Raw genomic sequence first — 24543 nt, 5'->3', positions numbered from 1 at the left:
GCTCATCTCCGGTAGACCACGCCGATGAAGAACCGCGTCTCGCGATAATCCTGTCCCACCGCGTCGCTGTTGCGCCGCTCGCGGGCCACCGTGGCGTGCCAGCTCCAGTGCCGGTTCCATTGCTGGCCGAGATCGAGGCCGAGTCGCACGGTCGTGTCCTTGCGGTCGATGCGGTCGTACGTCAGCCGGTCCAGTGTGGCGAAGCCGGTCAGGGTGAGCGTCGGCTGCAAGCGATAACCGAGGCCCACGCTGAGGCCGTGATCGGTCTGGTCGAACGTACGGTCGCCGATGTAGCGAAGCTTGCTGAAGCCCGGGGCGACGGTCAGCGTCAGGCGCTCCGAGCGCCAGTTCCAGGTGGCGTCGAGGCGACGCTCTTTGTAGACCTGCGATCCGATGACCGCGCTGCCGACGCCGATGCCTGTGCCGTTGCCACGCCCGAGGCCCCCGGTACCGGCGAACGGATCGATCGGCTGCACACCGTCCGACGTGGTACCGACACCGTAGACACCCGGTGCCGTAATGACATCCTGCGCCGCATCGGCGTATTGATACACGCCGCTGAGCGTGAAGGCATTGCGTGGTGTGGGCTGCCAGCCAATGCGCAAGCGCGCCAACGGGGCCGAGAGATCGCGGCCGCTGTCGAACGACAGCCGCGTACCGCCGACCAGCACGTCCGCGTCGAATCGCGCCAGCGTGCTGGTGTAGCGCACGAAGGCTTCCTTGCGATCGTAGTTGGCATCGCTCGGCTGATTGCTGAAATCGATGCGCTGGAACTCGACGTTGGCCGAGACCTGTTCCAACGGCGACAGGTCACGGTAGACCCGGAACGCCGCCAGCCCTCGCGACGAGTCGAAGTCGTCGGTCTTCGACGCATAGCTGTTGATGTAGCGCAGTTCGACCTGACCGCGGGCCGCCTCACCGAAGCGCATGCGCAGCGTCGGCCCCACCACCAGCACGTTGGTCTGCTGCTGGTTGCCGGGCGAGTTGCTGGCAAGCTGGTCCACCGGCTGCACGCCGGCATAGTCCTCGATCGACAGATCGAGCCGGTCGGGAGCGATGGTCCAGTTACCCTGCCCGGCCAGTTCGGTCTGCGCCTGGGACGAGAAGTGATTGTTGAGATACTTGCGGTATTCGAAGGTGCCCAGCACGTTGGCCTGGAACGTCGAGCCGGTCTGCAGGTACTGAAAGGTCGCACCCGGCGTCAGCACGTTCTCGCTGAGGGGCTGATCCGACGACAGCGCGATATTGTTGCTGTGCTCGAGGCCGGCGTAGAGCGTGTAATCGAGTGTCCCTCCGAACGCCGCGGCGGGTGCCGATGCGAGCCCGAGCACGATGGCGCGGGTGAGCCTGGACGATGCGGGCATGATACTTCCCCTGTCCCTCCCCCATCGCGACCTGCCTGCCGCGAGGCGAAGTGCCGCGCTCACGGCGACTGGTTGAACACCACCCCGGCGAGCTTCGCGGGGTCGAAATTGGCAACGGCCTGGTTGATCGTGGCGGGCGTATCCCGGCCGTAGCCCGCAACCAGGACCACGAAGTCGGCTAGGTCCGAAAGAATGCGGGCATCCGGCGAGCCCTTGACCGGCGGCCCGTCGAGAAACAGATAGCGGTCCGAATAACGGCAGCGCAGCGAATCGAGTACGGCGCGCATGCGGAACGAGGAGAAGTACTCGCCGCTGTTCTCGCGCGACTTGCCGGCCGGAATCAGCCGCAGGCGCGGCACACCCGTGTGGTACATGATCGAGGCGATGCCGCGCGACGGATGCTCGAGAAAGTCGATCAAGCCGCCGGTGCGCGGTTCGACACCGAACGCCTTGTGCTGGTTCGGATAGCGCAGGTTGCAATCCACCAGCAGGCTCGTCTTCGATTCGTCGAAGGCGAACGCGGTGGCGAGATTGCGCGCGACGAAGCTACCGCCGGACCGCGGGCTGACCGCCACCACCAGCGTCACGAAGTTGTTTTCCCCCGCCATTTCCAGCAAGCGGGTACGGATGCCGCGAAACGCGTCGGATTGCTGGCGTACCGATTCCTCGCGGTGAATGAGCCGCTTTCGCTCGCAGTCGATCGGCGCCAGCGCGCCGCCCTCCTCGCGCATCCGCGCAATCGAATGGTTCGCGGTGTGCGGGTCGGCGTGATGCGGGGCGACCACGTCGCCGATTTCGATGTTGTCGGCAGCCATCTTGTTCATCGTCAGCCCTTCATTCGCAGCCAGAAGACCAGCAGGTACACCGCGCCGACGCCGGCCACGATCAGCACGAGCATCGTGTTGTGCAGTTGTTCGCGGCGACGGTCGCGCGGCGTGGGATAGAACGGCACGGTGGCGAGCACGGGGAAGCCGGTGGCGCGTTCCAGTTGGGTCACCGAGCGCACGCGCGGATCGAAGCGCGCCAGGGCGAACAGCAGGCCGAACGGAATCGCGAGCGAGAGGGCAAGACCGGCCAGCCCGAAGTGCATGAAACGCAGGCCCGACGGCACCAGCGGCATGACCGCAGGGTTCTGCACGAGGAAGGTCAGACCACGCTGCTCCGCATCGAGGTTCATCGACACGCGCGCATTCTCGCGGCGCTTCAGCAGGTCCTGATAAACGTCGCGATTGACCGTGTAATCGCGGGTCAGCTCCGCCGTCACGTTCTCGGAATTCGCAATGCGCTTGCTGCGTTCCAGTTCGGCTTGCAGCATGGCCTCACTGGCACCGACGCGGGCGGCACTCGCCGCGGCATCGCTGCGCACGGCGGCCAGTTGCAGGCGCATCTGCTGGTAGACCGGATTCATCGTCACCGCATGGTCGAGCGGCAAGGCACCGCCGACCGGGCGCTGCGCAGCCGCCGAGCTGGCCTGCTTGCGCAGATCTTCGATCTGGTGACGCAGCCGCACCACGTCCGGATAATCCTCGGTGTAGTTGAGGCGCAAGGTATCGAGCTGGGCCTGCAGGTCGGCCTGCTGGGTCTGGTAGATCCCGCCTACGGTCTGCACCGCATTGACCTCGGATTCGCCACTCAACTGCGACGACAGCGCTGCCGCCTGCGACTGCTTCTGCATGTAGTCCATGCGGTTGCTTTCGATCTGCGTGCGCAACTGGCTGATCCGCGCATTGGTGTCGATCTCGCTGCCGGGCCGCGCGTCGGGGTTGGCGTCACGATAGGCTTTCAGCTTGTCTTCCGCGTCGGTGAGCTTGGTGCGGTACGCCTCGACCTGGCTGTTGATGAATTCATAGGCTTCGCGGCTTTCGCGCTGCTTCGAGGCCAGGCTCTCGCTGATGAAGAGTTGGCCGAACGCGCGGGTAACCTCGAAGGCACGCTTGGGATCGGAATCGAAATAGCTGATGGTGATGAGGTTGTCGCGGTTGTTGACGATGCGCGTCCGCGACTTGATGCCGTCGACGATCTTGTCCCGTTCTACCGGCGACGGGTTGCCGGCCAGCCACCCGCCGGTCTGCAGGATCTCGTCGAGCACTTTGCGGCTGAAGATCACGTCACGCGCGATGCCGGCGCGGTTCTTGTTGCCTGTGGCTGCCGCGGCACCTTCCATCAACGGCGTGATGATGCTGGCTTCCTGGGCGAGGATCGTCGTCGATGCCTCGTACTTCTTCGGCCACACGCTGCCCACCGCGAGCGCCACCAGGGCAATTCCCGCAAACATCACACCCATCACGACGCGGCGCCTGCGCGCCTCGCCGATCAGTGCGGGCAGCATGCCCGCGAAAGGAACGAGTTCCCCGCTCATCGAAATACCCCTTGCCCCCGCGATACGCGGGATCGGTCAGAAAGCGCGTTGCGGCACCGTGATCACGTCGCCCGGCTGCACCGGGTAGTTGTTCGCGAGGTCGCCCTGCTGAAGGATCTTTTCCAGACGCACCGCATAGGACTGCGTCGAGCCGCCGCCATTGCGGCGGTACAACTCGGTGCGATCGGCCGCTGCGAATTCGGTGGTGCCGCCTGCGGCGAGCACCGCGTCGAGCACCGTCATGCCCTGTCGGTAGGGAATGGAAATGGGACTGCGCACGGCACCGGTCACTCGAACTCGCGACAGGTATTCGTGACTGCGCAACGCAGTGAGGATCACGGCGACCTGCGGGTCGCGGATGTACTGCGCCAGCTTTTGCTGGATCTCCGCCGCTACCTGCTCGGTGGTGCGACCACCCGCGGGCACATCACCGACCAGCGGCACGGTGACCTTGCCGTCGGGCCGCACGGGCACGCTGACGCTCAGGTCCGGGTTGTGCCAGACGGTGACCTGCAACTGGTCGTCGACGCCGATGAGGTAGGCGTCCACGGCCTGACTGCCAGCATCCGGCTTGGGCGGGGGCAGCGTGCTTCCACCCGTGGCGCAAGCGCCCAGGAGCACGGCGGCGGCCAACGTGGCGATACGATTCCAACGGTTCATAATGACCATCCACCCCTGTGACTTCGTCGAGCGGTATCGTCATTTCTATGCACCGCGGCGTCCATTCGACAGCCCGCCTATGCCATTCGACCGACGGTACGAACACGCGCTTTGGCCCATGCTCCGCGCGTGGCCATCTTCGTGGACATCGTCTCCCGCCTTTTGCATCCCGCCGTGCAGGCCCTGCTGCTCGGCGGGGTGTCGATGGCGTTCGTGTTGAGACGCAGGCCGCTCGCCGCGCTCGCATCGGCTTTCGTGGCGGTCGGCTGGCTGTGGCTGGCGTCTACGCCTGCCTTCGCGCTTTCGCTAAGGCGCCCGCTGGCGACGCCTGCGTCCGCGATACGAACGGGCGCCGATGCGATCGTGGTGCTCGGCGGCGGCAAGCTTCCCGTGATCGACTGGTCGGCGTCGACGACGCGCGCGGGGACGGGGCTGGCCCTGTGGCGCGCCGGATTCGCGCCGCGCCTGCTCGTGTCAGGCAGCGATCAGGCGCGACAGCTGGCGGAGGGGTATACGTCGTCCGGCGTTCCCGAACGCGCCTTGCGCGTGGAAGCCGCCAGCACGAACACGCATGAAAACGCGATCTATTCGGCGGCCCTGCTTCGCGAGACCGGGGATACGAACGTACTGCTGGTGACCTCATCCATCCATATGCGCCGCGCCGCGGGGGCTTTTCGCCATGAAGGTCTTCGGGTATCGCCGGTGCCCGTCACGGAGATGGACGTGAGCCTGTTCGGTGCGCCGCGCTGGGTACCGACCCGCGGCGCACTGACCCTCACAGCACGCTGCCTGCGCGAGTACGTGGCGCTCTGGACGTACGGACAGCGGGGCTGGCTCTGACGGCGCGGCGAAAAGCTAAAAAAAAAGCGCGTATGGGAGCCGCCATGGCGGCGAGAGAAGCCAACGAAGGGCGTGTGGGAGCCTAGGGATCGTCGGACTCGATCTGCAGCGAGGTCTTGCCGTCCCGGCGGATCAGACCCGGGCCGAACTGGACCACTTTGCCGTCCTTCAGCACGACGGTGTAGTCCTTATGGGAGAAGGAGAAACGGCCCGGGCGGCGATCGAACCAGTTGAGCACCTCGTAGCCGACGATGCTGCGATCGGAATCGGGCCGGCCCAGGCGGTCGATGACCTCGTCGCGCCCCGTACCGACGTCGAGCCGGGCGATCTTGGCCCCCATGCCCTGACACCCGGCAACCCCGGCCGCGAGGGCAACCACCACGATCGCTCGCTTCATCCTCATCCCCAGCGGTACGACATTCGCAGGATGGTAGCGCACCGTCGCAAAAGCGCGCGACCTTGCCGGCAAACTGACGCCGCCTGCGGTATGACATCGTTTTTGGACCGGGGAGACCGTCGTGGCGTTGTTCGAGAGCATGCTTCTGCTGTCCCTGCTCGCGATCGTGCTGCTGCCGCTGTCGCGCAAGCTGTCGCTACCCTACCCGACGGTACTGGCGGCGGCAGGCCTGGCGGTCGCGGCGCTGCCATGGGCACCGAAGATCGAGATGGATCCCCAGCTCGCCCTGGCGCTGTTCATCGCGCCGGCTCTGCTGGATGCGGCCTACGACATGCCGCCGCGCACCTTGCGGCGTTTCTGGGTACCGACCGTGGCATTGGCCGCCGTGGCGGTGATCCTCACCGCGCTGGCCGTCGCCTGGCTCGGTGTCGCCTGGGCGGGCATGCCCTGGGCGGTGGCGCTGGCCCTGGGGGCGATCGTCGCGCCGCCCGACGCGGCCGCCGCTGCCGCCATGCTGTCGCGCCTCACCCTGCCACGTCGGACCGTGCAGGTGCTCACCGCGGAAAGCCTGCTCAACGACGCCGTGGCGCTGCTGATCTTCGGCGCGGCCGTCGCCACGGTCACCTCGGGCGACGGCTTCGCACGTACGTTGCCGTCACTGGCGCTGGCGGCACCTGGCGGTGTCGTGCTCGGCATCGTGATCGGACGGCTGTACGTCGTCGTGGCGCCACGCCTGCACGGAACGCTCGGCGCCACGCTGCTCGAATTCGTGGCGACCTTTGGCGTGTGGGTGCTCGCCGAGGAACTGGATCTATCGCCGATCCTCTGCGTGGTGTCCTATGCCATGGTCATCGCGCATTTCTTGCCCGCCCGGCAACCGCCACGCGACCGCGTCCACTCGTACTCGGTGTGGGCCGCGATGGTCTTCTTCTCCAACGTCATCGCATTTCTGCTGGTGGGTCTGCAGGCCCGCACCATCCTGAGCGGCATGCACGGCGCGGCCTTGACCGACGCGCTCGCCTTCGCGGGTACCGCACTGGCGGTGACGATCGCGGTGCGCGTGGTCTGGGTGATGCTCTACAACCGCTCGCTCCACTGGCTATGGCCGCGCCGGGAGGCCAATCCCACGCTCAAGCAGGGCGTGGTCGCGTCATGGTGCGGCATGCGTGGGCTGGTCACACTGGCGACGGCGCTTGCATTGCCGGCGGACTTCCCCTCGCGCGACCTCATCGTGCTCACGGCCTTCGCGGTAGTGCTCGGGACCCTCGTGTTCCAGGGCACCACCCTTGCGTTCCTTGTGCGCTGGCTGCGTTTCCCGCCCGATCGCTCCCTGGACGAAGAAGTGAGCCGCGTGCGCCTCACCCTGCTCGATGCCGCCGAAGCGACGCTGAAAGACGAGAACGACGACGCGGCGGAGCACATGCGGCATGTCTATGACGACGCCCGACGCGCCGCCGAAGTCGGCGAACCGCTGCCAGGCGCAAAGCGCATCGTGACCTTGAAGCGGCGCGGCATCGATGCACGACGCGAAAAGCTTCACAAGATGCGGCGTGCGGGCGAAGTGGAAGACGACGTCTTCCACGTGATCGAAAGCGAACTGGACTGGGCGCAGCTCGCGGCGTCGTCACCCGAGGAACTCGAAATCGTGGAAGGGTGACGAGCGTCGCCTTCGTGAAGCCGGTGCGTCTGCGCTCAGTTGAACTGGTCGGGGTCGGGGCCCATGCGCTTGCCCGCATCCAACTCGTCGATCGCCTTCATGTCGTCGGCCGTGAGTTCGAAATCGAACACGTCGATGTTGGCGGCGATACGTGCCGGGGTCGCCGATTTGGGGATGACCATGTGCCCCCACTGCACATGCCAGCGCAACACCACCTGCGCCGTGCTCTTGCCGAGACGCTTGGCGATGCGCTCCAGCACGGCGTCCTTCAGCAGGTCACCGCCCTGACCGAGCGGACTCCATGCCTCGGTGACGATACCCCAGCGGGCATGTGCTTTCACGAGTTCGCGCTGGGCGAAATACGGATGCAGCTCGATCTGATTCACCACCGGCACCACGCCGCTTTCGTCGATCAGGCGTTGGAGGTGATCCGGCTGGAAATTCGACACGCCGATCGAGCGGATACGGCCTTCCTTCTGCAACCGGACAAAGGCCTTCCACGTATCCATGTAGCGATCGCGCTTGGGCGTCGGCCAATGGATGAGGTACATGTCGAGATAGTCGGTGCCGAGCCGCTGCATGCTTTCATCGAACGCGCGCAGCGTCTCGTCGAAGCCTTGGTGTGCGTTCCACAGCTTGGTCGTAAGGAAGATGTCGCCACGCGCCACGCCGGAGCGCTGCATACCGTCGCGCACGCCGCGCTCGTTGCCGTAGATCGATGCCGTGTCGATGGAGCGATAGCCCGCGGCCAGCGCGGCTGCGACCGCATCGGCGGTCTCGCCATCGGGAATCTGGAAGACGCCGAAGCCGAGCTGCGGCGCCTTGTTGCCATCATTGAGCGTGAGAAGCGGAACGTTGCCTGTCATGCATGATCTCCATTGCTAGGACCACCCATCATGATGACCGATAGTCCCGCATGCATGGCGTGATGGTTCAGTCGCCGCGCGCCGCGTAGTGGGTTTCTACGTACTCGTCGAGGATCGCCACGAACTCCTCGGCAATGCGGTCGCCGCGCAGGGTCATCGCCTTCTCGCCGTCGATGAACACGGGTGCGGACGGGGCTTCGCCATTGCCGGGCAGCGAAATGCCGATGTTGGCGTGGCGCGACTCACCCGGGCCATTCACGACGCAACCCATGACGGCGAGCGTGAGATTCTCTACGCCGTCGTACTTCACGCGCCACACGGGCATCTGTTCGCGCACATGGCCCTGGACGGTCTTCGCGAGCTCCTGGAAAAACTCGCTGGTGGTGCGTCCGCACCCGGGGCATGCCGTGACCAATGGCGTGAAGGCACGCAGGCCCATGGTCTGCAGGAGTTCCTGCGCGACGATGACCTCCGCGGTTCGCGACTGGCCAGGTTCCGGCGTGAGCGAGATGCGGATGGTGTCGCCGATGCCTTCCTGCAGCAGCACGGCCAGCGCAGCCGCCGATGCGGTGATGCCCTTGGAGCCCATGCCCGCTTCGGTCAGACCGAGGTGCAAAGCGTAGTCACCACGACGCGCCAGATCGCGGTAGACCGCGATGAGTTCCTGAACGCCCGAGACCTTGCAGGACAGGATGATCCGCTCACGTGGCAGGCCGAGATCCTCCGCCCGTGCCGCGGAGTCGAGCGCGGAACGGATCAGCGCCTCACGGGCCACGTGGCCGGCATCCCACGGCACCGCACGACCGGCGTTCTCATCCATCAGCAGGGCGACCATGGACTGGTCGAGCGAGCCCCAATTGGCGCCGATGCGAACCGGCTTGTCGTAGCGGATCGCCATCTCGATGATCGACGCGAACTGGGCGTCCTTCTTCTTGCCGAAGCCCACGTTGCCGGGGTTGATCCGGTACTTGGCCAGCGCTTCGGCGCAGGCCGGCTCGCCTTCCAGCAGCTGATGGCCGTTGTAGTGGAAATCGCCGATCAGCGGCACCGAAACGCCCATCATCTCCAGGCGATCGCGAATGCGCGGCACCGCGGCGGCGGCGGCCGGCGTATTCACGGTAATCCGGACCATTTCCGAACCGGCACGGGCCAATTCGGCCACCTGCTTCGCGGTGGAGACGGGGTCTTCCGTATCGGTGTTGGTCATCGACTGGACGACGATGGGCGCACCACCACCGACCTGAACGCGGTCGATCGTGACACCCACGCTGGGGCGGCGTGCGCCGGCTTCCGCGGGACGCGGGCGGCTGGAGAGGTCTTCGGTCATAGGCCGCGATTTTAGCGCATCGGCATGACGGACCGCCGCACGCGCGTGACGGCCGCCCGGACCGCCCGCCTGCACAAGGCGGCGACCCCGTATCCCGATACACTTCCGGCATGAACGTCTTCCAGCAAAGTACCGGGTTCACCAGCCGCCTGTTCGCCGAACAGGCGCTGAGCCGCAGCGCCGGCGCGCCGCTGATCGGCGGCAATGCCGTGGAGTTGCTGATCGACGCGCGCGCGCACTTCGACGCCTGGCTCGCCGCCATCTCTGGGGCGCGTCGCCACGTGTTTCTCGAGAACTACATCATTCGCGACGACGCGGTGGGTCGCGCGTTCCGTGACGCGCTGGTCGAACGGGCGCATGCGGGCGTGTTCGTGGCGGTCATCGCGGACTGGGGCGGCTGTCTCGGGCAGTCGCGTGCCTCGTTCTGGAACCCGCTGCGCGAGGCGGGTGGGCAGGTCCGCATCTACAACCCGCCGCGGCTGGGCAGCTCGTTCGGCTGGGTGAGCCGCGACCACCGCAAGGTGTTGGTGGTGGACGGCACGGTGGGGTTTCTCTCGGGTGTATGCATCAGCGAGAAATGGTTGGGCGATCCCGACCGCGACGTGCCGCCCTGGCGTGATACGGGCGTGGCGCTGCGTGGGCCGGCCGTGGCAGAGATCGAACACGCCTTCGCGGATAGCTGGGCGCAGGCGGGCGAGCCGCTGCCGAACGACGAACGGCTGGCGGCACTTCCGGACATGCCGATGCCCGGCGACGTCTCGCTGCGCGTGATCGCGACGCAGCCGAGTACCGCAGGCATGTACCGGCTCGACCAGATGGTGGCCGCGATGGCCCGGCAGACGCTGTGGCTGACCGATGCCTATTTCGTCGGTGTGGCGCCGTACGTGCAGGCCTTGTCCGCGGCCGCGCGGGATGGCGTGGACGTGCGCCTGCTGGTACCCGGCAGTAGCGACATCCCGATGGTGGCGAGCATGTCGCGCTCCGGTTACCGGCCGCTGCTGCAGGCGGGCATTCGTGTGTTCGAGTGGAACGGATCGATGCTTCATGCGAAGACCGCCGTGGCGGACGGCCGCTGGGCACGCGTGGGTTCGTCCAACCTCAACATCGCCAGTTGGCTCGGCAACCGCGAGATCGACGTGGCGATCGAGGATGCCGGTTTCGCCGGGCAGTTGGCCGCTCAGTACGAAAAGGATCTGGAAAACGCGACGGAAATTCTTCTCGGTGGCCGGCGTCGGCGCTCGCGCAATGAGCGCATGCGCTACCGCTCGCCGAGACCGCCCCGGCCACACCGCGCGGGCGGCAGTTCCAGCCGCGCAGCCGCCGCCTCGTTGCGCATCGCCAACACCGTGGGTGCCGCGATCACGCAGCACCGTGTGCTTGGCGATACCGAGACGGGGCCGTTGCTCGCTGGCGCGGTAACGGCGGTGGTGCTCACCGTGATCGGCGTGCTCTGGCCGGCAGCGATTGCCTGGCCGCTGGCGTTGATCGGCGCCTGGTTCGCCGTGAACCTGTCGGTGAGTTGGTGGACCCTCCGCCGACGGCGTCGGCAGCGTGCTGCCGAGGCGCCAACGACGCAGGATGCGCCGCGCTAGGACGGCCGGCGTGGCTTGAACTGCAGCGGCTGAGCTTCCGTCGGCGCGACGGCAGGGCCGCAGCTGTTGCACGAACCGCAGCCATCGCCGCAGCTTCCCGTCGCCGCAGCCGGTTGCAGACGTCGACCGAGGGAACGCAGCGACGGCGCGCGTCCGTCGCGATTGAGACTGGCGGACACATGCGCCAGCACACGCGTCGAGGTCTTCGGCAGCAGCTTGCGGAAGGCCATCCAGGCGCTCGCCGCAACGACCACGCCGATGACCACGCCCTGGACCCACTCGAACGTGGTCATGTCAGCGCCCTCGCGATCTGATAAGTGGCCAGCGAGGCGAGGTACGCCAGGCCGAAGAGATACCCGGCCGCGACGGCCACGTTACGCCAGGAGTTCGTTTCGCGGCGGATCACCGCCAGCGTGGACATGCACTGCGGCGCGAACACGTACCAGGCGAGCAACGACAGCGCCGTAGCCAGCGACCACTGATGCGAGATCACCGGACCCAGCTGCGATGCCAGCGCATCGTCGCTGCCGGACATGGCATACACCGTTCCGAGCGCCGCGACGGCGACTTCGCGCGCGGCCAGACCCGGCACGAGCGCGATGCAGATCTGCCAGTTGAAGCCGATCGGCGCGAACACGTACTCCAGCAGCCGACCGAGGCGTCCGGCGATGCTGTAGTCGATGGCGGGCTGCGTCGCGCCTTCCGGCGGCCCAGGAAAACTGGAAAGGAACCACAGCAGCACGGTGAGCGCGAGGATGATGCCGCCCACGCGCTTCAGGAAGATCACGGCGCGTTCCCACAGCCCGAGCGCGATGTCGCGCACGTTGGGCAGACGATACGACGGCAGCTCCATGATGAGCGCGTGCTCGCTCTTGTCCTTGCGCAGCCGTTTGATGACGAACGCCACGCCCAGCGCACTGAAAATGCCCGCGAAGTACAGCGTGAACAGCACGATGCCCTGCAGGTTGAACACGCCAGCCACGGTGCGACTGGGAATGAATGCGGCGATCAGCAAGGTATAGACCGGCAGGCGCGCCGAACAGGTCATCAGCGGCGCGACCAGGATCGTGGTGAGACGGTCGCGCGGGTCCTGGATGCTGCGCGTGGCCATGATGCCGGGAATGGCGCAGGCGAAGCTCGACAGCAGCGGAATGAACGCCCTGCCCGTCAGGCCCACGCGGAACATCATGCGATCGAGCAGGAAGGCGGCGCGCGGCAGATAACCCGACTCCTCGAGCACGAGGATGAAGAGGAACAGGATGAGAATCTGCGGCAGGAACACGAGCACCGCGCCCAGGCCCGCGAACAGGCCGTCGTTGAGCAGACTGTGCAAGGCGCTGCCTTCCGGAAGGAACCCGGTGACCGTGGTGCCCAGTGCGGCAATGCCTGCCTGGATGGCGTCCATCACGGGCTGGGCCCAGGAGAACACCGCCTGGAAGACGAGGAACATCAGCGTAGCGAGAATCGCCAGGCCGAAGACGGGATGCAGCACCCAGCGATCGATGGCGTCGTCGAGCGCAACCGTGTCGCGCGGCAGCGTCACCGTGTCGGCCAGGATCGAACGCACCTCGGCATGCAGTTGTTCGACGGTGGCCTCGTCGATTGGCGCGGGCGTGACCTTGGGCACACTGGCGTCGATGCGTTCGATCAGCGCCTGCGCGCCGCCGCGCTTGACCGCGATTGTCTCGACCACCGGCACGCCGAGACGGCGCGACAAAGCGTCGACGTCGATGACGATGCCACGACGGCGCGCGGCATCCATCATGTTGAGCGCAAGCACCACCGGGCGACCCAGGCGGCGCACTTCGAGCACGAAACGCAGGTGCAGACGGAGATTCGTCGCATCCGCCACGCAGACGATGAGGTCCGGTGCGGCTTCGCCCGGGTAACGGCCATAGCAGACGTCGCGGGTGATCGCTTCGTCGGGACTCGTCGCTTCGAAGCTGTACGCGCCCGGCAGATCGAGCACATGCAGCGTGCGTCCGGAGGGGGCCACGAAGCGGCCTTCCTTGCGCTCGACCGTGACACCCGCGTAATTGGCGACCTTCTGCCGCCCGCCGGTGAGCTGGTTGAATAGCGCCGTCTTGCCGCAGTTCGGGTTGCCCACCAGGGCGATGCGCATCGCTGTGGCGCTCATGCGGCGTCTCCTACGGATACGTCGACGCGCGCCGCCTCCGCCTTGCGCAGTGCGAAACGTGTGGAACCGATCTGGATCAGCAGCGGATCGCCCCCGAGCGGGCCGCGAGCCACCAGGCGCACCGGCTCACCCGCAACGAAACCCAGATCGCGCAGTCGCTGGGCGATCGGATCGGAAGGATGGGCATCGGTAACGGACTGGACCACGGCGTTGGCACCTTTCGGCGCGTCTGAGAGGCGCACAGCGGATACTCAAATAAGAACTGTTCGCATTATATGCCTTTACAGGGAGGGCTGCATCCAATCCCGTGGGGCGACCGGACGAAGCAACTGTGGGAGCCGCCATGGCGGCGAGAAGCCAACAGAGCGATGAAGCCGTGACGCAACTCCCTCGCCGCTGTAGCGTCTCCCACAACGCCCCCAACACCGGTTGTGCTCTGGTGGGAGCCAGTTGTGCTCTGGTGGGAGCTGGCCTGCTGGCGATGGGTGCTCGCCGCAAGCACCCATCGCCAGCAGGCTGGCTCCCACCGCGGGTACCGTCCCCAAGGCTGGGTCCACCGCGGGCACCGTCCCCAAGGCTGGGTCCACCGCGGGTACCGTCCCTAAGGCTGGGTCCACCGCAGGTACCGTCCCAAAGCCGGCTCCCACCGCCGGTACCGCCCCCTTATGATGGCGGGCTGAAAACAGGAGTGCCGCCATGTCCGCTGTCGAAACGATCCGCCGGGATGCCGTCGTCCATCTGGTCATGAACCGTCCGGAGGTTCACAACGCCTTCGACGACGGCTTGATCGCCGACCTCACCGCGGCACTCGTGGCGGTGGATGCCGATGAAAGCGTACGGGCCGTAGTGCTTACCGGCGCGGGCGCGAGCTTTTCCGCGGGCGCCGACATGCGCTGGATGCGCGGCATGGCGCACGCCAGCGAAGCCGAGAACATCGAGGACTCGCTGCGCCTCGCGGCGCTGATGCGCACCCTGCAGTTTCTGTCGAAGCCCACCATCGCCCGCGTCAACGGCGCAGCGTTCGGCGGTGGCGTGGGCCTGGTAGCCTGCTGCGACATCGCCATCGCGGCCGAAGGAGCGAAGTTTGCGCTGTCGGAAGTGAAACTGGGCCTGGTGCCGGCGGTGATCTCGCCCTACGTCGTGGCGGCGGTGGGCCTGCGTCAGGCGCGCCGCCTGTTCCTCACTGGCGAGGTCTTCGACGCCGCCGCCGCGCTTGGCATGGGCCTCGTGCACGAGACCGTGGCGACCGATGCCCTCGACGACGCCGTGGACCGCGTACTGGATCTGCTCGCCAAGGGCGGCCCGGTGGCTCAGCGCGAAGCGAAGCGCCTCGCACTCTCCACGGGCGGCATGGCGCCGGAGACCATGGAGCACACGGATGCGACCAACGCCGCGCTCATCGCCCGCCTGCGCGTCTCGCCGGAGGGCCAGGACGGCCTCTCCGCCTTCCTGGCGAAGTCGCGACCATCCTGGTTGCCTTGAATCTGCGTCAGCCCAGGACCGCCGGGAGATCCTTGCCGATCTTTTCCGGCGTGTCGGTGGGCGCGTAGCGATCCACGACCTGACCTTCGCGATCGACGAGGAACTTGGTGAAGTTCCACTTGATCGCCTCGGTGCCGAGCAAGCCTTTCTTCTCTGCCTTGAGCCAGCGATACAGCGGATGCGCATGCTCGCCGTTGACGTCGACCTTGGCGAACATCGGGAAGCTCACCTCGTAGGTCAACGAGCAGAACCGGCGAATCTCGTCCTCGTCGCCAGGCTCCTGGTGACCGAACTGGTCGCAGGGAAAGCCCAGCACCTCGAAGCCGCGGTCGTGCCACGTGCGGTAGAGCTCTTCCAGCCCCTTGTACTGCGGCGTGAATCCGCACTTGGAGGCCACATTCACCACCAGCAACGCCTTGCCACGAAACTCGGCGAGCGAGCGCTCCTTGCCGTCGATATCGCGCGCTGAAAAATCGTAGATGCTGGACATGAGCGGATTCCTGCTGAAGGGTGTCGCACAGTCTACGCCGCGACGCCGGGAAACGAGGCGCCGGGCACCGCCGGGTTCGGCTACCATGGCCGTCTTTCCGGCCAAGAGCCTCTGCCCGTGATTCGTTTCTCCGCCGCCTCCAAGTCCTATCGCGTGAACGGGTCTACCGTTCCCGCGCTGCATCCGGTCGATCTCACGATCGAGGCGGGCGAGGTGTTCGGCATCATCGGTCATTCCGGTGCAGGCAAATCCACGCTGCTGCGGCTCATCAATCTCCTCGAACGCCCGACCGCGGGCCGCGTGTTCGTCGACGGACGTGACGTGACCGATGCGCAAGGCGCCGAGCTGCGCCGTCTGCGCGCCGGCATCGGCATGATCTTCCAGCACTTCAACCTGCTGTCGTCGCGCAGCGTCGCCGACAACGTGGCTTTCCCGCTGCGTCTGCAAGGCGGTATGGCCGAGTCTGCCGTGGCCGAACGCGTCGCCGAGTTGCTGGGCCTGGTCGGCTTGTCGGCGCATGCGGATAAATATCCCGCGCAGCTTTCGGGCGGCCAGAAGCAGCGCGTCGGTATCGCGCGTGCGCTCGCCACGCGGCCGTCCATCCTGCTCTGCGACGAAGCCACCAGCGCGCTCGATCCGCAGACCACGGCTTCGGTGCTGGAACTGCTGGCCGACATCAACCGTCGCCTCGGCCTCACCATCGTGCTCATCACGCACGAGATGGACGTGATCCGCCGTGTCTGCGATCGCGTGGCCGTGCTCGATGCCGGACATGTCGTGGAGATGGGCTCGGTCGCCGACGTCTTCCTGCATCCGCACCATCCGACGACGCGTCGCTTCGTGGCCGAAGCCGACCATCGCGAAGGCCGCGGCCCGGAATTCCCCGGCGTCTCAGGGCGGTTGTTCCGCCTGTCGTTCCGCGGTGACGCCACGTATTCGCCGCTGCTGTCGCGCGTGGTCCGCGACACGGGCGTCGAATACAACCTGCTGTCGGGCCGCGTGGATCGCATCAAGGACGAGCCCTACGGACAGCTGACCCTCGCCATGCACGGCGAACGCCTGGACGACGCATTGGCGCAGATCCGCGCAGCCGGCGTCGACATCGAGGAAGTGAACCGATGAGTCCCATGCAGAATTTGTTTCCCAACATCGACTGGGCGGAAATCGCGCAGGCATGCGTCGACACGCTGCTGATGCTCGGCGGTTCGCTGCTCTTTACCCTCGTGCTCGGCCTTCCGCTCGGCGTGTGGCTGTTCCTTACCGCGCGCGGTCAACTGCATGCGCGACCGAAGCTCTACGCAGCGTTGTCACTGGTGGTTAACGTGCTCCGCTCCATTCCGTTTATCATCCTCATGATTCTGCTGATTCCGCTGACGCAGGCGATCACAGGCGTCAGCATCGGCATCCGTGGCGCCATCGTGCCGCTGGTGATCGGCGCCGCACCGTTCTTTGCCCGTCTCGTCGAGACGGCGTTGCGCGAGGTCGATCGCGGTGTCATCGAAGCAAGCCAGGCCATGGGTGCCACCACAGCGCAGATCGTCACGCGCGTGCTGCTCCCCGAGGCGCGCGCCGGCCTTATCGCGAGCACCACCGTCACGGCAGTCGCCCTAGTCGGCTACACGGCCATGGGCGGCATCGTGGGCGCAGGCGGTCTCGGCGCCCTCGCCTATCAATATGGTTACAACGGATACAAACCCGATTACATGCTGGTGACCGTCGCCCTGCTGGTAGTACTGGTGCAGGTGTTGCAGTCCATTGGCGACCGTCTGGTGACGCGCTACAGCCGTCGCTGATTCCGCGCGCCCGTCTTTGCATCGGGCGGTATGGACGTCTATGCTGTCGCACCGCAACACAGCGATGGACGCCACCATGAAGAAGTACCTGCTTCCCTTCGCCGCCGCCCTCGCCATGCTCGTGGCGGGCTGTTCGAACGGTGGTGGCGACAAGGACGGCGGTGCTGCCAGCGCCAAGCTGACCGTCGCCGCTACGCCGGTGCCTCATGCGGAAATCCTCAAGGAGATCAAGCCATTGCTGGCGAAGCAAGGCGTCGATCTTGAGATCCGCGTGTTCACGGACTATGTGCAGCCGAACATGCAGGTCGCGCAGAAACAACTGGACGTCAACTTCTTCCAGACCGAGCCCTACCTCGACGCCTTCAACCGCGAGCGCGGCACCAATCTGGTGAAGGTCGTCGGCGTGCACATCGAACCGTTCGGTGCCTACTCGCGCAAGTACACGTCCATCGATCAGCTTCCCGATGGCGCCGACGTGGTGATCCCGAACGATCCGAGCAACAACAGTCGCGCCCTGCTGCTTCTGGCCCGGCACGGCCTCATCACGCTCAAGCATCCCGACGATCGCCTCGCCACGTTGAAGGACGTCGTGGCGAATCCGAAGAAGCTCAAGTTCCGCGAACTCGAAGCCGCCATGTTGCCGCGCGTGCTCGGTGAGGTCGATCTCGCCCTCATCAACACCAACTACGCGCTGGCCGCCAAGCTCAATCCGGTGAAGGATGCCCTGCTGATAGAAGACAAGGATTCACCGTACGTGAACTTCCTCGTCGCGCGCCCCGACAACAAGGACGACCCGCGCGTGCAGAAACTCGCGGCCGCGCTGACCTCGCCGGAGGTGAAGGCGTTCATCGAGAAGACCTACGGCGGCGCGGTACTGCCCGCGTTCTGATCCTCTCGCGAGCGCATCACGGCGGCGGCAGTTCGAACACCCGCCGCAGGTAGGCCATGTAGTCGGGGTCTTCGACGCCCATGCTCTTGCCTGGCGAGTCGGACAGCTTCGCCACGGGCTGGCCGTTGCAGCGGGTCATCTTGATGACGATGTTCAACGCTTGCGGCCCCACGTCGTTGGTGAGGTTGGTTCCCACGCCGAACGAAAGCAGGCAGCGTCCGGCGAAGTGTCGGTAGAGCTCCATTACGCGCGGGATGTCGAGACTGTCGCTGAACACCAGCGTCTTCGTGCGCGGATCGACGCGGTTGTTCTCGTAGTGCGCGAGCACACGGTCGCCCCAGCGGATCGGATCGCCGGAGTCGTGGCGCGCACCGTCGAACAGCTTGCAGAAATACATGTCGAAATCGCGCAGGAACGCATCCAGGCCGTAGACATCCGACAAGGCGATGCCGAGATCGCCACGGTATTCGCGCGCCCACGCTTCCAAAGCGGCGGTCTGCGAATCGCGCAGGCGCGGCCCCAGCGACTGGAAGGCCTGCAGGTATTCATGCGCCATGCTGCCGATAGGCACGAGACCGTTGCGCATGGCAAACCACACGTTGCTGGTGCCCGCCAGTTGGGGCCCTAGCTCGTCTTTCAATACCGACAGCACTTCGCCATGCCATGCCTGGGAGAAGCGGCGACGCGTGCCGTAGTCGGCGATGCGTACCTGTTCGTACCCGGGCGTGTCGCGAAGCATCGCGATCTTCGCGCGCAGCCGCGCCCTGCCCTCGTCGAGCGACGCGCCGGGATGGTTGGCGCGGAAATACAGCTCGTTGACGATCGCGAGCAGTGGCACCTCGAACATGATCGTGTGCAGCCACGGCCCGGAGATCACGATCTCGATCTCGCCGGGCGCCGTCGCTGAGGGCTCGATGCTCACGTACTTCGCGTTGAGCTGGAACAGGCCGAGAAAATCCACGAAATCGCTGTGGATGAAACGCAGGCTACCCAGATACGCCAGTTCCTCCTCGGTGAAACGGAGGCTACACAACGCGGCCAGCTCGTCGCGGATCGAATCGATGAGCGGCACGAGATCGATGCCAGGCGTGCGGCAGCGGAAGCGGTATTCCACCTGTGCGGCGGGATACTGATGCAGCACGACCTGCATCATCGTGAACTTGTACAGGTCGGTATCGAGCAGCGAGCGGATGATCATGCGCTGGCGCCGGTGGCGGCGATCTGGCGAGCCACAGCGTCGACGAAGGGTTCGGTACCCGGCCATGAGGTGATGCGACCAAGCTTCCTGCCGCGGTGGAACAGAAAAAACGCAGGAATGCCATGCAGGCCGAAGCGCGTCGCCATGGTGGGATCGTCGTAGACGTTGTCGTGCAGCCAGCGCACTTCCGGCCAGGCGAAGCGTTCCGGCGTGAGCAGCATCTGCCGTTTCGCGATGTCACAATTCGGGCAATCGCGCCCCCACAGGAACAGGATGACGATGCGGTTGTCGTCCATCGCAAGATCGGCATCGAGCGCCTGGTCCACGATGCGTTGCATCGGGAAGCGCTGGAAGAACTCGGGCACGCTGGTATCGGCCATGGGAGCGAATCCGTGATCGGGTCGAAGGCACGAGGTGGGGGCGTTGCCGCCATAATTCGAGGGTAGCGCGACATTCCGCCACCGCGCCAAGCCTCGAAGCCCAAGGACATCCTGTGCGCTCCCTTCCCCCTCTCCTCGGCATCGTTCTCTTCGCCCTTGCCCGCATCGCTCCGGCTGCCACGCTCACCCTCGACACGGGCGGCGGGCCGCGCACCCTGACCACGGAGGCACTGCTCGGCCGCGCCGACGCGCAGGACATCCTCATACCGGACGACGTGGCCTACCATCGGGCCATGCGCTATCGCGCCGTCCCGTTGAAGGCACTGTTGACGGGCGTAGCGCCGGACGCGCACCTGCAGTTCGTCGCTCTGGATGGTTTCTCGGCGGAGATACCGGCCTCGCTGGTCTTCGAGGGCCACGGCGCGGAAGCCTGGCTGGCAATCGAGCCGCCAGGCAAGCCCTGGCCGCCGCTGGCCAAAGGCAAACCGACTGCCGGGCCGTTCTATGTCGTGTGGCAGCGTCCTGCCGACGGCCATGTCGGCCCGGAACAATGGCCGTACCAGGTGGCGTCCATCCAGGTGCGCGCCGACCCCGCCGCGCGCTTTCCTGCCATGCGGCCTGCGCCCGACCTGCCGGCCAATGCGCCGGCACGGCGCGGCTTCGCGGTATTCCAGCGCAACTGCATCACCTGCCACACCCTCAATGGTCAGGGTGACGCGAAGCTGGGGCCGGATCTCAACATCCCGCACAGCCCGACCGAATATCTGCGCACGGACATGCTCCGCACGCTCATCCGCAATCCCCAGGATCTGCGCCATTGGCCGCTGGCGAAAATGCCCGGCTTCGACCGCGCTACGCTGTCGGATGCGGATCTCGACGACCTTATCGCGTACCTGACGCACATGGCGGGACGGAAGGCGGCACCGGCTCCTGCAACCCCACCCAAGCCCTGAATGTACTCGCGGCGCAGACATGCGCCGTCACACGCCAAGGCATGGCGAGCATCGCTATGGCGTCGTGTTAGCCGACGTGGCGGGTGGTCCGAGACGCGTCAGCTCGCGCGTCCGCTCCGCTGGCGAAAGCCGGGAAAGGGTCTTCACCCGCGCGAAAAACGCAGGCCATGAGCGACCCGACTCGTCAAAGATCGCTGCGAACGACGGCACCCACGTGTCGTACAGCCCGAATGGCAGCAGGGTCGCGTTGTTCAGCGGCCGCGCCATCCAGCGGTCGTAGCGATGGTCGCCAGCGGCATCGCTGTCGCGCCAGGCCAGATAACGTCCACGGAAATCCTCGAATGCTTCTGCCTTGGCGACGCGCTTGGCGTCATCCGGTTGGCTGGTCGCATAGATCGCCGTCAGCTGTTCGCGCAGGGCTAGCACCTGCTGCGTGAAGGAGCGCTCCAGTGCGTCGCTCCGCTCGTCGGGCGGCGGCTGATGGCGCGATTGCCGCCACTCGCGCAGGCCCTCGCGTTCCACGAAGCTCGCGAACGATTCGTTGAACGACGTATCGTCCTTCACGTAGATCTTCTGGTGCGCCAGTTCGTGGAAGATCGTGCCAGCGAGATCGTCGTCGTCCCAGCGCAGCATGCTGCTCAGGATGGGATCGGCAAACCAGCCCAGCGTCGAATACGCCGGCACCTCGCCGATGGAGACGTCACGACCGAGTATTGCCTCACGTGCCGCCTCCCGGTCGGCGAGATCCTTGCGGAAATACCCGCGATAGGCGACGCAGCCCGCGATGGGAAAACAGTGGGTGATCGGCGATACCGACAACTCGGGCGTGGCGAACACGTTCCACGCCACCCAGGACCGATCCAGGGCTACGTAATAGGTGTAGCTGCGGTTGTCCGGCAGATCGAGCGCCCGCGAAGCGAAACGACGCGCTTCGCGGGCCTGTTCGAGCCGTTGACGGGTCCGCTCCGGTGTGGCCGGATCGGTCAGCACCGTGTCGATGGGTCGCCGCGCTCTAAGCAAAGCGACCTGACCATGGGTGACATGGGCGTAGTAGCCGATCGAGCGGCAACCGGCGATGAGTACGAGACAGACGGCGAAGGCGAGGCGCATTCGCCGATTGTGTCGCAAGCGGCCCGTGTCAATCGAGCTGCCTGCCTCCGGTCATCGAACGCAGCACGCCATCCCTGCGGATCAGGCCGTGCATCAGCGCGGCGCCCATGTGCGCGAGGAAGGTGAGAAAGAACAGCCACGCCAGGTAGCGATGCGCTTCGCGAAGCCACGCGAACAACGCGGGATTCGCCGGCAGAATCTGCGGCAGGCGAATGCCTGCGCCCAGCGTCACCGGGTAATCGCCTGCGGACAACATGCCCCAGCCGATCAACGGCATGGCGATCATCAGCGCGTACAACATCACGTGCGACCCATGCGCGGCCAGTTTCTGCCATACGGGAAGATCGGCAGGCAGCGGCGGCGCCGGATGGGTCAGGCGGAAACCGAGGCGAATCAGCGCGAGCACGAAGATGGTAATCCCAAGCGGCTTGTGGATCGCCAGCAACCACGTGTGTTTCGTCGACAGCGTGCTGACCATGCCCGCGCCGATGAAGAGCATAGCGAGAATGGCGATCGCCATCAGCCAGTGCAGCACGCGGGCGAACGGGTGGAACGTGTCTTCGCGGCTCATCGCTGCGGCTCCTTCGCACGCTGGGTGCCTGGCAAGTGACCTTCCTCGCTGGTGCGGCGCAGGTAGGAGATGGCATAGGCCGCGGAACGCGCGGCCAGCAGCGGATCGTTCGAGACTTCCATGCCGCGCGGCAGGATGGTGGGGTCGTAGTTCACGTCACGGCAGGGGCCTTCGGCTTGCGCCTCCATGCGATCGATCACGATCGTGCCGGCGTCGACGGTCCGGCGATCCGACGGCCATGCCTTCGTGGCGTCGTCCACGGGATCGTCAGGCGCGGCGAAGATCATCTGCAGGTGCCAGCGCAACGGACCTTCGCCGAGACGCTTTGCGAGATCGGCGGCGAGCAGGTCGGGATCGCCGGCCGCCGTGCCGCCGTCACCGGCCGGCGGCTGCTCCGGCACGACCTGCCAGCGCACCGCATGCCGCTGACCCGCCGCGTCGCGCAGGTAGAACGCATTGATGCTTCGATACGTCTCGGTAACGTAGCTGGCCGACGGCTTCGCCGACTTGAACCAGGCAAGAAACGCCGCCGTTTCCGGGTGACCGGCGAAGAACGTCTTGACCTTGGCAGGATCGGGCTTGCCGGTGGCGGGATCGGGATGCGTCGCGAGCTGCTGCTCGAAGAAGGCCAGCGGCGTCGACACGGGAAAGACCGGCATCGCGTTCATGCCGGTACGCCATTGCTCGCCGTCGGCGAGATCGAAACGCAGAGCGAAGCTGCGAATCGGAATGGAGTTGTCGGGAGCGTAGGGATTGCCACCGGGAATCGCCAGCCGGCCGACCACCGGCGTGCTGCGACCGGTCGCGAACAGGTCGGCGGTGGTCGCGTCGGCGAGGGCCCCGCTCGATTCGAAGCGGCCCGTGACACAGATGCCCTTGGCGTGGTTGCGCCGGAATCCGGGGTAAACCCCGGCGTTGGCCTGCATGGCGTCGATGACCCGCGCCGGGGTCACCCGCTTCGGGGCGAGCCAGCCTCCCACGTAGGCAAAGGCAGCGGCAACCGCGGCGACGATCAGGCCTATCAAGGCCCAGCGCCAGACGGTGCGGGTGGGGGGATGTGCGGAAGGTCCGGTCATCGGTGTCTACGTCCTCGTTCGGGTGGCGTTCCAGGGTGGGACGTGCGTCAGGGACTTTTATTCCCTCGAGGGGAATAATTCGTCGATCCGGGCGTCATATGTCCGAAGAACGCCCTGGCACGAGGCCCGGCATGCCCGACCCGCGAATCGACGAAGCCCTGCGCACGATGCTGCCCCGCCTGCGGCGCTTCGCGCTTTGGCTCGCCCGTGATGTCCACGCGGCCGACGACCTGGTCCAGTCCGCCGTCGAGCGCGCCCTGTCGCGGTGGCATACCCGCCGCGACGAGGAAAGCTTGCGCAGTTGGCTCTTCGCGATCTTGTACCGCTTGTTCCTCGACGGCAAACGACGCGCGACGCGTTATGCCGCCTTGCTCGGTTCGCTTCACGACGAGGAGGCGACCTGGCCTTCCGCCGAGCGCGTGACCGAGGCGAATGCCACCTTATCCGCGTTCGCCGCGCTGCCGGTGGAACAACGCAGCCTGCTGCTCTGGGTCTCCGTCGAGGGGCTCAGTTACCAGGAGGTGGCGGACATCCTCCAGGTACCCATCGGGACGGTCATGTCCCGCCTGTCCCGCGCACGCCGCGCCCTGCGCCAGTTGGGCGAAGGCGAAACGCGCGCTCCTTCCCTGCGATTGCTGAAATGACCACCACGCCCCCGAGCGAACACGACATTCACGCCTACGTCGACGGCCACCTCGACGGGCCGCACCGCAGCGAGGTGGAGCGATACCTCGCACGGCATCCCGAGCAAGCCGACGAAGTCCAGGGCTGGCGCCAGGATGCGCAGCAGTTGCGTGCCCTGCTCGCGGGCGACCTTGCCCCTGCCCCGGCGCTCGACCCGGCCCTGGTGCGCGCCAGGGCGCGCCAGCGCCGCAGGACGCGCTGGGCCATGGCGGCGAGCCTGTTTCTGTGCCTGACCCTGGGCGGCATCGGCGGTTGGGCCGCGCGCGGCATGGGCAGCGGGCGCGCGCCCATGGCCGACGCCATGCAGGCCTATCGCCTGCTCGCACTGGATCATGGCGTCGGGCTGGACATCACCACCGGCAACGAGAGCGACCTGCGCGCCTGGCTCACCGGGCGCGTGGGTTCCGATGTTCGTCTCCCCGACCTCGCCGACGCCGGCTTCCGTCCCATGGGCGGCCGACTGTTCGCCACGGACCAGGGTCCGGCGGCCATGGTGCTCTACGACGACGGCAACGGCCACACGGTGAGTTTCTACGTGCGACCGCCCGGCCCGGCGCGCCACATGCTCTCGCCCGGCGAACGGGAGGAAGGTGGGCTGCTGGCCAATTATTGGTCGTCGGGCGGCCACAATTACGCCGTGGTGGCGATGGCCGATCGCGCGGGCCGCAGTGCGGCCGAGCGCGTGGTCGGCAAGGCGATCTGACACGCACTGTGCCGC

26 protein-coding genes are annotated in these 24543 nt (G+C 66.3%); 10 read left to right on the top strand and 16 right to left on the bottom strand.

All coding sequences use genetic code 11. From position 1 onward, the window contains the following. Positions 1-2 precede the first annotated feature (2 nt). Genes IM816_RS07895 through IM816_RS07880 form a run of 4 tightly spaced genes read right to left on the bottom strand, consistent with a single transcriptional unit; the run spans position 3 to position 4383 of the window. Positions 3-1364, bottom strand: coding sequence for an outer membrane beta-barrel protein (locus IM816_RS07895; RefSeq protein WP_250340456.1), 1362 nt, complete (start codon positions 1362-1364; stop codon positions 3-5). 59 nt (positions 1365-1423) lie between these two features. After that, the gene (locus IM816_RS07890; protein WP_250340455.1) at positions 1424-2188 is read right to left on the bottom strand and encodes a P-loop NTPase family protein; all 765 of its coding nucleotides are present in this window, start codon (positions 2186-2188) and stop codon (positions 1424-1426) included. Between the two features lie 2 nt (positions 2189-2190). Beyond that, positions 2191-3723 carry an XrtA system polysaccharide chain length determinant gene (locus tag IM816_RS07885; protein ID WP_250340454.1) on the bottom strand — a complete coding sequence of 511 codons (1533 nt, stop codon included), beginning with the start codon at positions 3721-3723 and terminating at the stop codon, positions 2191-2193. A gap of 36 nt (positions 3724-3759) precedes the next feature. Continuing rightward, entirely contained in the window at positions 3760-4383 is a 624-nt protein-coding gene (locus tag IM816_RS07880) for an XrtA/PEP-CTERM system exopolysaccharide export protein (protein WP_250340453.1), read from the bottom strand. A gap of 129 nt (positions 4384-4512) precedes the next feature. Here IM816_RS07880 and IM816_RS07875 point away from each other — a divergent pair, with 129 nt between their 5' ends. After that, positions 4513-5223: a YdcF family protein gene (locus IM816_RS07875; RefSeq protein ID WP_250340452.1), complete on the top strand. Its 711-nt coding sequence runs from the start codon at positions 4513-4515 to the stop codon at positions 5221-5223. Between the two features lie 82 nt (positions 5224-5305). Here the strand turns inward: IM816_RS07875 and IM816_RS07870 are convergent, their stop codons facing one another. Further along, positions 5306-5620, bottom strand: coding sequence for a hypothetical protein (locus IM816_RS07870; protein ID WP_072320772.1), 315 nt, complete (start codon positions 5618-5620; stop codon positions 5306-5308). A 121-nt stretch (positions 5621-5741) separates the two neighbouring features. Here IM816_RS07870 and IM816_RS07865 point away from each other — a divergent pair, with 121 nt between their 5' ends. Then, positions 5742-7277 carry a cation:proton antiporter gene (locus IM816_RS07865; protein WP_250340451.1) on the top strand — a complete coding sequence of 512 codons (1536 nt, stop codon included), beginning with the start codon at positions 5742-5744 and terminating at the stop codon, positions 7275-7277. A gap of 35 nt (positions 7278-7312) precedes the next feature. Here the strand turns inward: IM816_RS07865 and IM816_RS07860 are convergent, their stop codons facing one another. Next, complete coding sequence (locus IM816_RS07860) at positions 7313-8143, bottom strand: aldo/keto reductase (protein WP_250340450.1); 831 nt, start codon at positions 8141-8143, stop codon at positions 7313-7315. A gap of 67 nt (positions 8144-8210) precedes the next feature. After that, the gene (ispG, locus tag IM816_RS07855; protein ID WP_250340449.1) at positions 8211-9470 is read right to left on the bottom strand and encodes a flavodoxin-dependent (E)-4-hydroxy-3-methylbut-2-enyl-diphosphate synthase; all 1260 of its coding nucleotides are present in this window, start codon (positions 9468-9470) and stop codon (positions 8211-8213) included. A gap of 110 nt (positions 9471-9580) precedes the next feature. Between ispG and IM816_RS07850 the strand changes: the two genes are divergently transcribed. After that, entirely contained in the window at positions 9581-11062 is a 1482-nt protein-coding gene (locus IM816_RS07850; protein WP_250340448.1) for a phospholipase D-like domain-containing protein, read from the top strand. Here IM816_RS07850 and IM816_RS07845 read toward each other — a convergent pair. The 3 genes from IM816_RS07845 to IM816_RS07835 are packed head-to-tail and all read right to left on the bottom strand — an operon-like array spanning position 11059 to position 13441. Further along, positions 11059-11355 carry a DUF6587 family protein gene (locus IM816_RS07845; protein ID WP_250340447.1) on the bottom strand — a complete coding sequence of 99 codons (297 nt, stop codon included), beginning with the start codon at positions 11353-11355 and terminating at the stop codon, positions 11059-11061. The two genes, IM816_RS07850 and IM816_RS07845, sit on opposite strands and share 4 nt — an antisense overlap. Continuing rightward, positions 11352-13199, bottom strand: a complete 1848-nt coding sequence (gene feoB, locus IM816_RS07840) for a ferrous iron transport protein B (RefSeq protein WP_250340446.1) — start codon at positions 13197-13199, stop codon at positions 11352-11354. Before feoB ends, IM816_RS07845 begins: the two co-directional genes overlap by 4 nt. Further along, positions 13196-13441 carry a FeoA family protein gene (locus IM816_RS07835; protein ID WP_072320764.1) on the bottom strand — a complete coding sequence of 82 codons (246 nt, stop codon included), beginning with the start codon at positions 13439-13441 and terminating at the stop codon, positions 13196-13198. The genes feoB and IM816_RS07835 overlap by 4 nt, the downstream gene beginning before the upstream one ends. A gap of 454 nt (positions 13442-13895) precedes the next feature. Between IM816_RS07835 and IM816_RS07830 the strand changes: the two genes are divergently transcribed. After that, a complete protein-coding gene (locus IM816_RS07830; RefSeq protein WP_250340445.1) occupies positions 13896-14681 on the top strand; it encodes an enoyl-CoA hydratase-related protein in 786 nt (261 codons plus the stop codon). Between the two features lie 7 nt (positions 14682-14688). Here IM816_RS07830 and IM816_RS07825 read toward each other — a convergent pair whose 3' ends face one another. Next, positions 14689-15171, bottom strand: coding sequence for a glutathione peroxidase (locus IM816_RS07825; protein WP_250340444.1), 483 nt, complete (start codon positions 15169-15171; stop codon positions 14689-14691). Between the two features lie 117 nt (positions 15172-15288). Between IM816_RS07825 and IM816_RS07820 the strand changes: the two genes are divergently transcribed. The 3 genes from IM816_RS07820 (at position 15289) to IM816_RS07810 (ending at position 17853) form a co-directional block, all read left to right on the top strand. Next, positions 15289-16293 (top strand): methionine ABC transporter ATP-binding protein, encoded by a 1005-nt coding sequence (locus IM816_RS07820; RefSeq protein ID WP_250340443.1) that lies wholly within the window; start codon positions 15289-15291, stop codon positions 16291-16293. Beyond that, positions 16290-16964 carry a methionine ABC transporter permease gene (locus tag IM816_RS07815; RefSeq protein ID WP_072320760.1) on the top strand — a complete coding sequence of 225 codons (675 nt, stop codon included), beginning with the start codon at positions 16290-16292 and terminating at the stop codon, positions 16962-16964. The genes IM816_RS07820 and IM816_RS07815 overlap by 4 nt, the downstream gene beginning before the upstream one ends. 76 nt (positions 16965-17040) lie before the next feature. After that, a complete protein-coding gene (locus tag IM816_RS07810; RefSeq protein WP_072322179.1) occupies positions 17041-17853 on the top strand; it encodes a MetQ/NlpA family ABC transporter substrate-binding protein in 813 nt (270 codons plus the stop codon). Positions 17854-17869: 16 nt separating this feature from the next. Here the strand turns inward: IM816_RS07810 and pncB are convergent, their stop codons facing one another. Together pncB and IM816_RS07800 are read right to left on the bottom strand one after the other, a co-directional pair. Next, the gene (gene pncB / locus IM816_RS07805; RefSeq protein ID WP_250340442.1) at positions 17870-19051 is read right to left on the bottom strand and encodes a nicotinate phosphoribosyltransferase; all 1182 of its coding nucleotides are present in this window, start codon (positions 19049-19051) and stop codon (positions 17870-17872) included. Then, a complete protein-coding gene (locus tag IM816_RS07800; protein WP_250340441.1) occupies positions 19048-19431 on the bottom strand; it encodes a thioredoxin family protein in 384 nt (127 codons plus the stop codon). Before IM816_RS07800 ends, pncB begins: the two co-directional genes overlap by 4 nt. Before the next feature lie 113 nt (positions 19432-19544). Between IM816_RS07800 and IM816_RS07795 the strand changes: the two genes are divergently transcribed. Next, the gene (locus tag IM816_RS07795; RefSeq protein ID WP_250340440.1) at positions 19545-20384 is read left to right on the top strand and encodes a c-type cytochrome; all 840 of its coding nucleotides are present in this window, start codon (positions 19545-19547) and stop codon (positions 20382-20384) included. 54 nt (positions 20385-20438) lie between these two features. Here the strand turns inward: IM816_RS07795 and IM816_RS07790 are convergent, their stop codons facing one another. The 3 genes from IM816_RS07790 to IM816_RS07780 are packed head-to-tail and all read right to left on the bottom strand — an operon-like array spanning position 20439 to position 23141. After that, complete coding sequence (locus IM816_RS07790; protein ID WP_250340439.1) at positions 20439-21494, bottom strand: aminopeptidase; 1056 nt, start codon at positions 21492-21494, stop codon at positions 20439-20441. Between the two features lie 28 nt (positions 21495-21522). Beyond that, positions 21523-22065: a cytochrome b gene (locus IM816_RS07785; RefSeq protein ID WP_250340438.1), complete on the bottom strand. Its 543-nt coding sequence runs from the start codon at positions 22063-22065 to the stop codon at positions 21523-21525. After that, positions 22062-23141, bottom strand: coding sequence for a catalase family peroxidase (locus tag IM816_RS07780; protein ID WP_250340437.1), 1080 nt, complete (start codon positions 23139-23141; stop codon positions 22062-22064). Before IM816_RS07780 ends, IM816_RS07785 begins: the two co-directional genes overlap by 4 nt. A 131-nt stretch (positions 23142-23272) precedes the next feature. Here IM816_RS07780 and IM816_RS07775 point away from each other — a divergent pair, with 131 nt between their 5' ends. Continuing rightward, entirely contained in the window at positions 23273-23785 is a 513-nt protein-coding gene (locus IM816_RS07775; RefSeq protein ID WP_250340436.1) for a sigma-70 family RNA polymerase sigma factor, read from the top strand. Beyond that, the gene (locus IM816_RS07770) at positions 23782-24528 is read left to right on the top strand and encodes an anti-sigma factor family protein (protein ID WP_250340435.1); all 747 of its coding nucleotides are present in this window, start codon (positions 23782-23784) and stop codon (positions 24526-24528) included. The genes IM816_RS07775 and IM816_RS07770 overlap by 4 nt, the downstream gene beginning before the upstream one ends. Positions 24529-24543: the final 15 nt, after the last annotated feature.

The sequence above is a fragment of the Luteibacter flocculans genome (genome assembly GCF_023612255.1).
GTDB lineage: Bacteria > Pseudomonadota > Gammaproteobacteria > Xanthomonadales > Rhodanobacteraceae > Luteibacter > Luteibacter flocculans.
The sequence above is the reverse complement of the archived record's forward strand: the minus strand, read 5'-3'. Positions and strand labels throughout refer to the sequence as shown.

What these genes read in the sequence shown, in the direction of transcription:
- IM816_RS07895 (WP_250340456.1), bottom strand. Translation starts at nt 1,364, where the DNA reads ATGCCCGCATCGTCCAGGCTCACCCGCGCCATCGTGCTCGGGCTCGCA.
- IM816_RS07890 (WP_250340455.1), bottom strand. Translation starts at nt 2,188, where the DNA reads ATGAACAAGATGGCTGCCGACAACATCGAAATCGGCGACGTGGTCGCC.
- IM816_RS07885 (WP_250340454.1), bottom strand. Translation starts at nt 3,723, where the DNA reads ATGAGCGGGGAACTCGTTCCTTTCGCGGGCATGCTGCCCGCACTGATC.
- IM816_RS07880 (WP_250340453.1), bottom strand. Translation starts at nt 4,383, where the DNA reads ATGAACCGTTGGAATCGTATCGCCACGTTGGCCGCCGCCGTGCTCCTG.
- IM816_RS07870 (WP_072320772.1), bottom strand. Translation starts at nt 5,620, where the DNA reads ATGAAGCGAGCGATCGTGGTGGTTGCCCTCGCGGCCGGGGTTGCCGGG.
- IM816_RS07860 (WP_250340450.1), bottom strand. Translation starts at nt 8,143, where the DNA reads ATGACAGGCAACGTTCCGCTTCTCACGCTCAATGATGGCAACAAGGCG.
- ispG (WP_250340449.1), bottom strand. Translation starts at nt 9,470, where the DNA reads ATGACCGAAGACCTCTCCAGCCGCCCGCGTCCCGCGGAAGCCGGCGCA.
- IM816_RS07850 (WP_250340448.1), top strand. Translation starts at nt 9,581, where the DNA reads ATGAACGTCTTCCAGCAAAGTACCGGGTTCACCAGCCGCCTGTTCGCC.
- IM816_RS07845 (WP_250340447.1), bottom strand. Translation starts at nt 11,355, where the DNA reads ATGACCACGTTCGAGTGGGTCCAGGGCGTGGTCATCGGCGTGGTCGTT.
- feoB (WP_250340446.1), bottom strand. Translation starts at nt 13,199, where the DNA reads ATGAGCGCCACAGCGATGCGCATCGCCCTGGTGGGCAACCCGAACTGC.
- IM816_RS07830 (WP_250340445.1), top strand. Translation starts at nt 13,896, where the DNA reads ATGTCCGCTGTCGAAACGATCCGCCGGGATGCCGTCGTCCATCTGGTC.
- IM816_RS07825 (WP_250340444.1), bottom strand. Translation starts at nt 15,171, where the DNA reads ATGTCCAGCATCTACGATTTTTCAGCGCGCGATATCGACGGCAAGGAG.
- IM816_RS07815 (WP_072320760.1), top strand. Translation starts at nt 16,290, where the DNA reads ATGAGTCCCATGCAGAATTTGTTTCCCAACATCGACTGGGCGGAAATC.
- IM816_RS07810 (WP_072322179.1), top strand. Translation starts at nt 17,041, where the DNA reads ATGAAGAAGTACCTGCTTCCCTTCGCCGCCGCCCTCGCCATGCTCGTG.
- pncB (WP_250340442.1), bottom strand. Translation starts at nt 19,051, where the DNA reads ATGATCATCCGCTCGCTGCTCGATACCGACCTGTACAAGTTCACGATG.
- IM816_RS07800 (WP_250340441.1), bottom strand. Translation starts at nt 19,431, where the DNA reads ATGGCCGATACCAGCGTGCCCGAGTTCTTCCAGCGCTTCCCGATGCAA.
- IM816_RS07790 (WP_250340439.1), bottom strand. Translation starts at nt 21,494, where the DNA reads ATGCGCCTCGCCTTCGCCGTCTGTCTCGTACTCATCGCCGGTTGCCGC.
- IM816_RS07785 (WP_250340438.1), bottom strand. Translation starts at nt 22,065, where the DNA reads ATGAGCCGCGAAGACACGTTCCACCCGTTCGCCCGCGTGCTGCACTGG.
- IM816_RS07780 (WP_250340437.1), bottom strand. Translation starts at nt 23,141, where the DNA reads ATGACCGGACCTTCCGCACATCCCCCCACCCGCACCGTCTGGCGCTGG.
- IM816_RS07775 (WP_250340436.1), top strand. Translation starts at nt 23,273, where the DNA reads ATGCCCGACCCGCGAATCGACGAAGCCCTGCGCACGATGCTGCCCCGC.
- IM816_RS07770 (WP_250340435.1), top strand. Translation starts at nt 23,782, where the DNA reads ATGACCACCACGCCCCCGAGCGAACACGACATTCACGCCTACGTCGAC.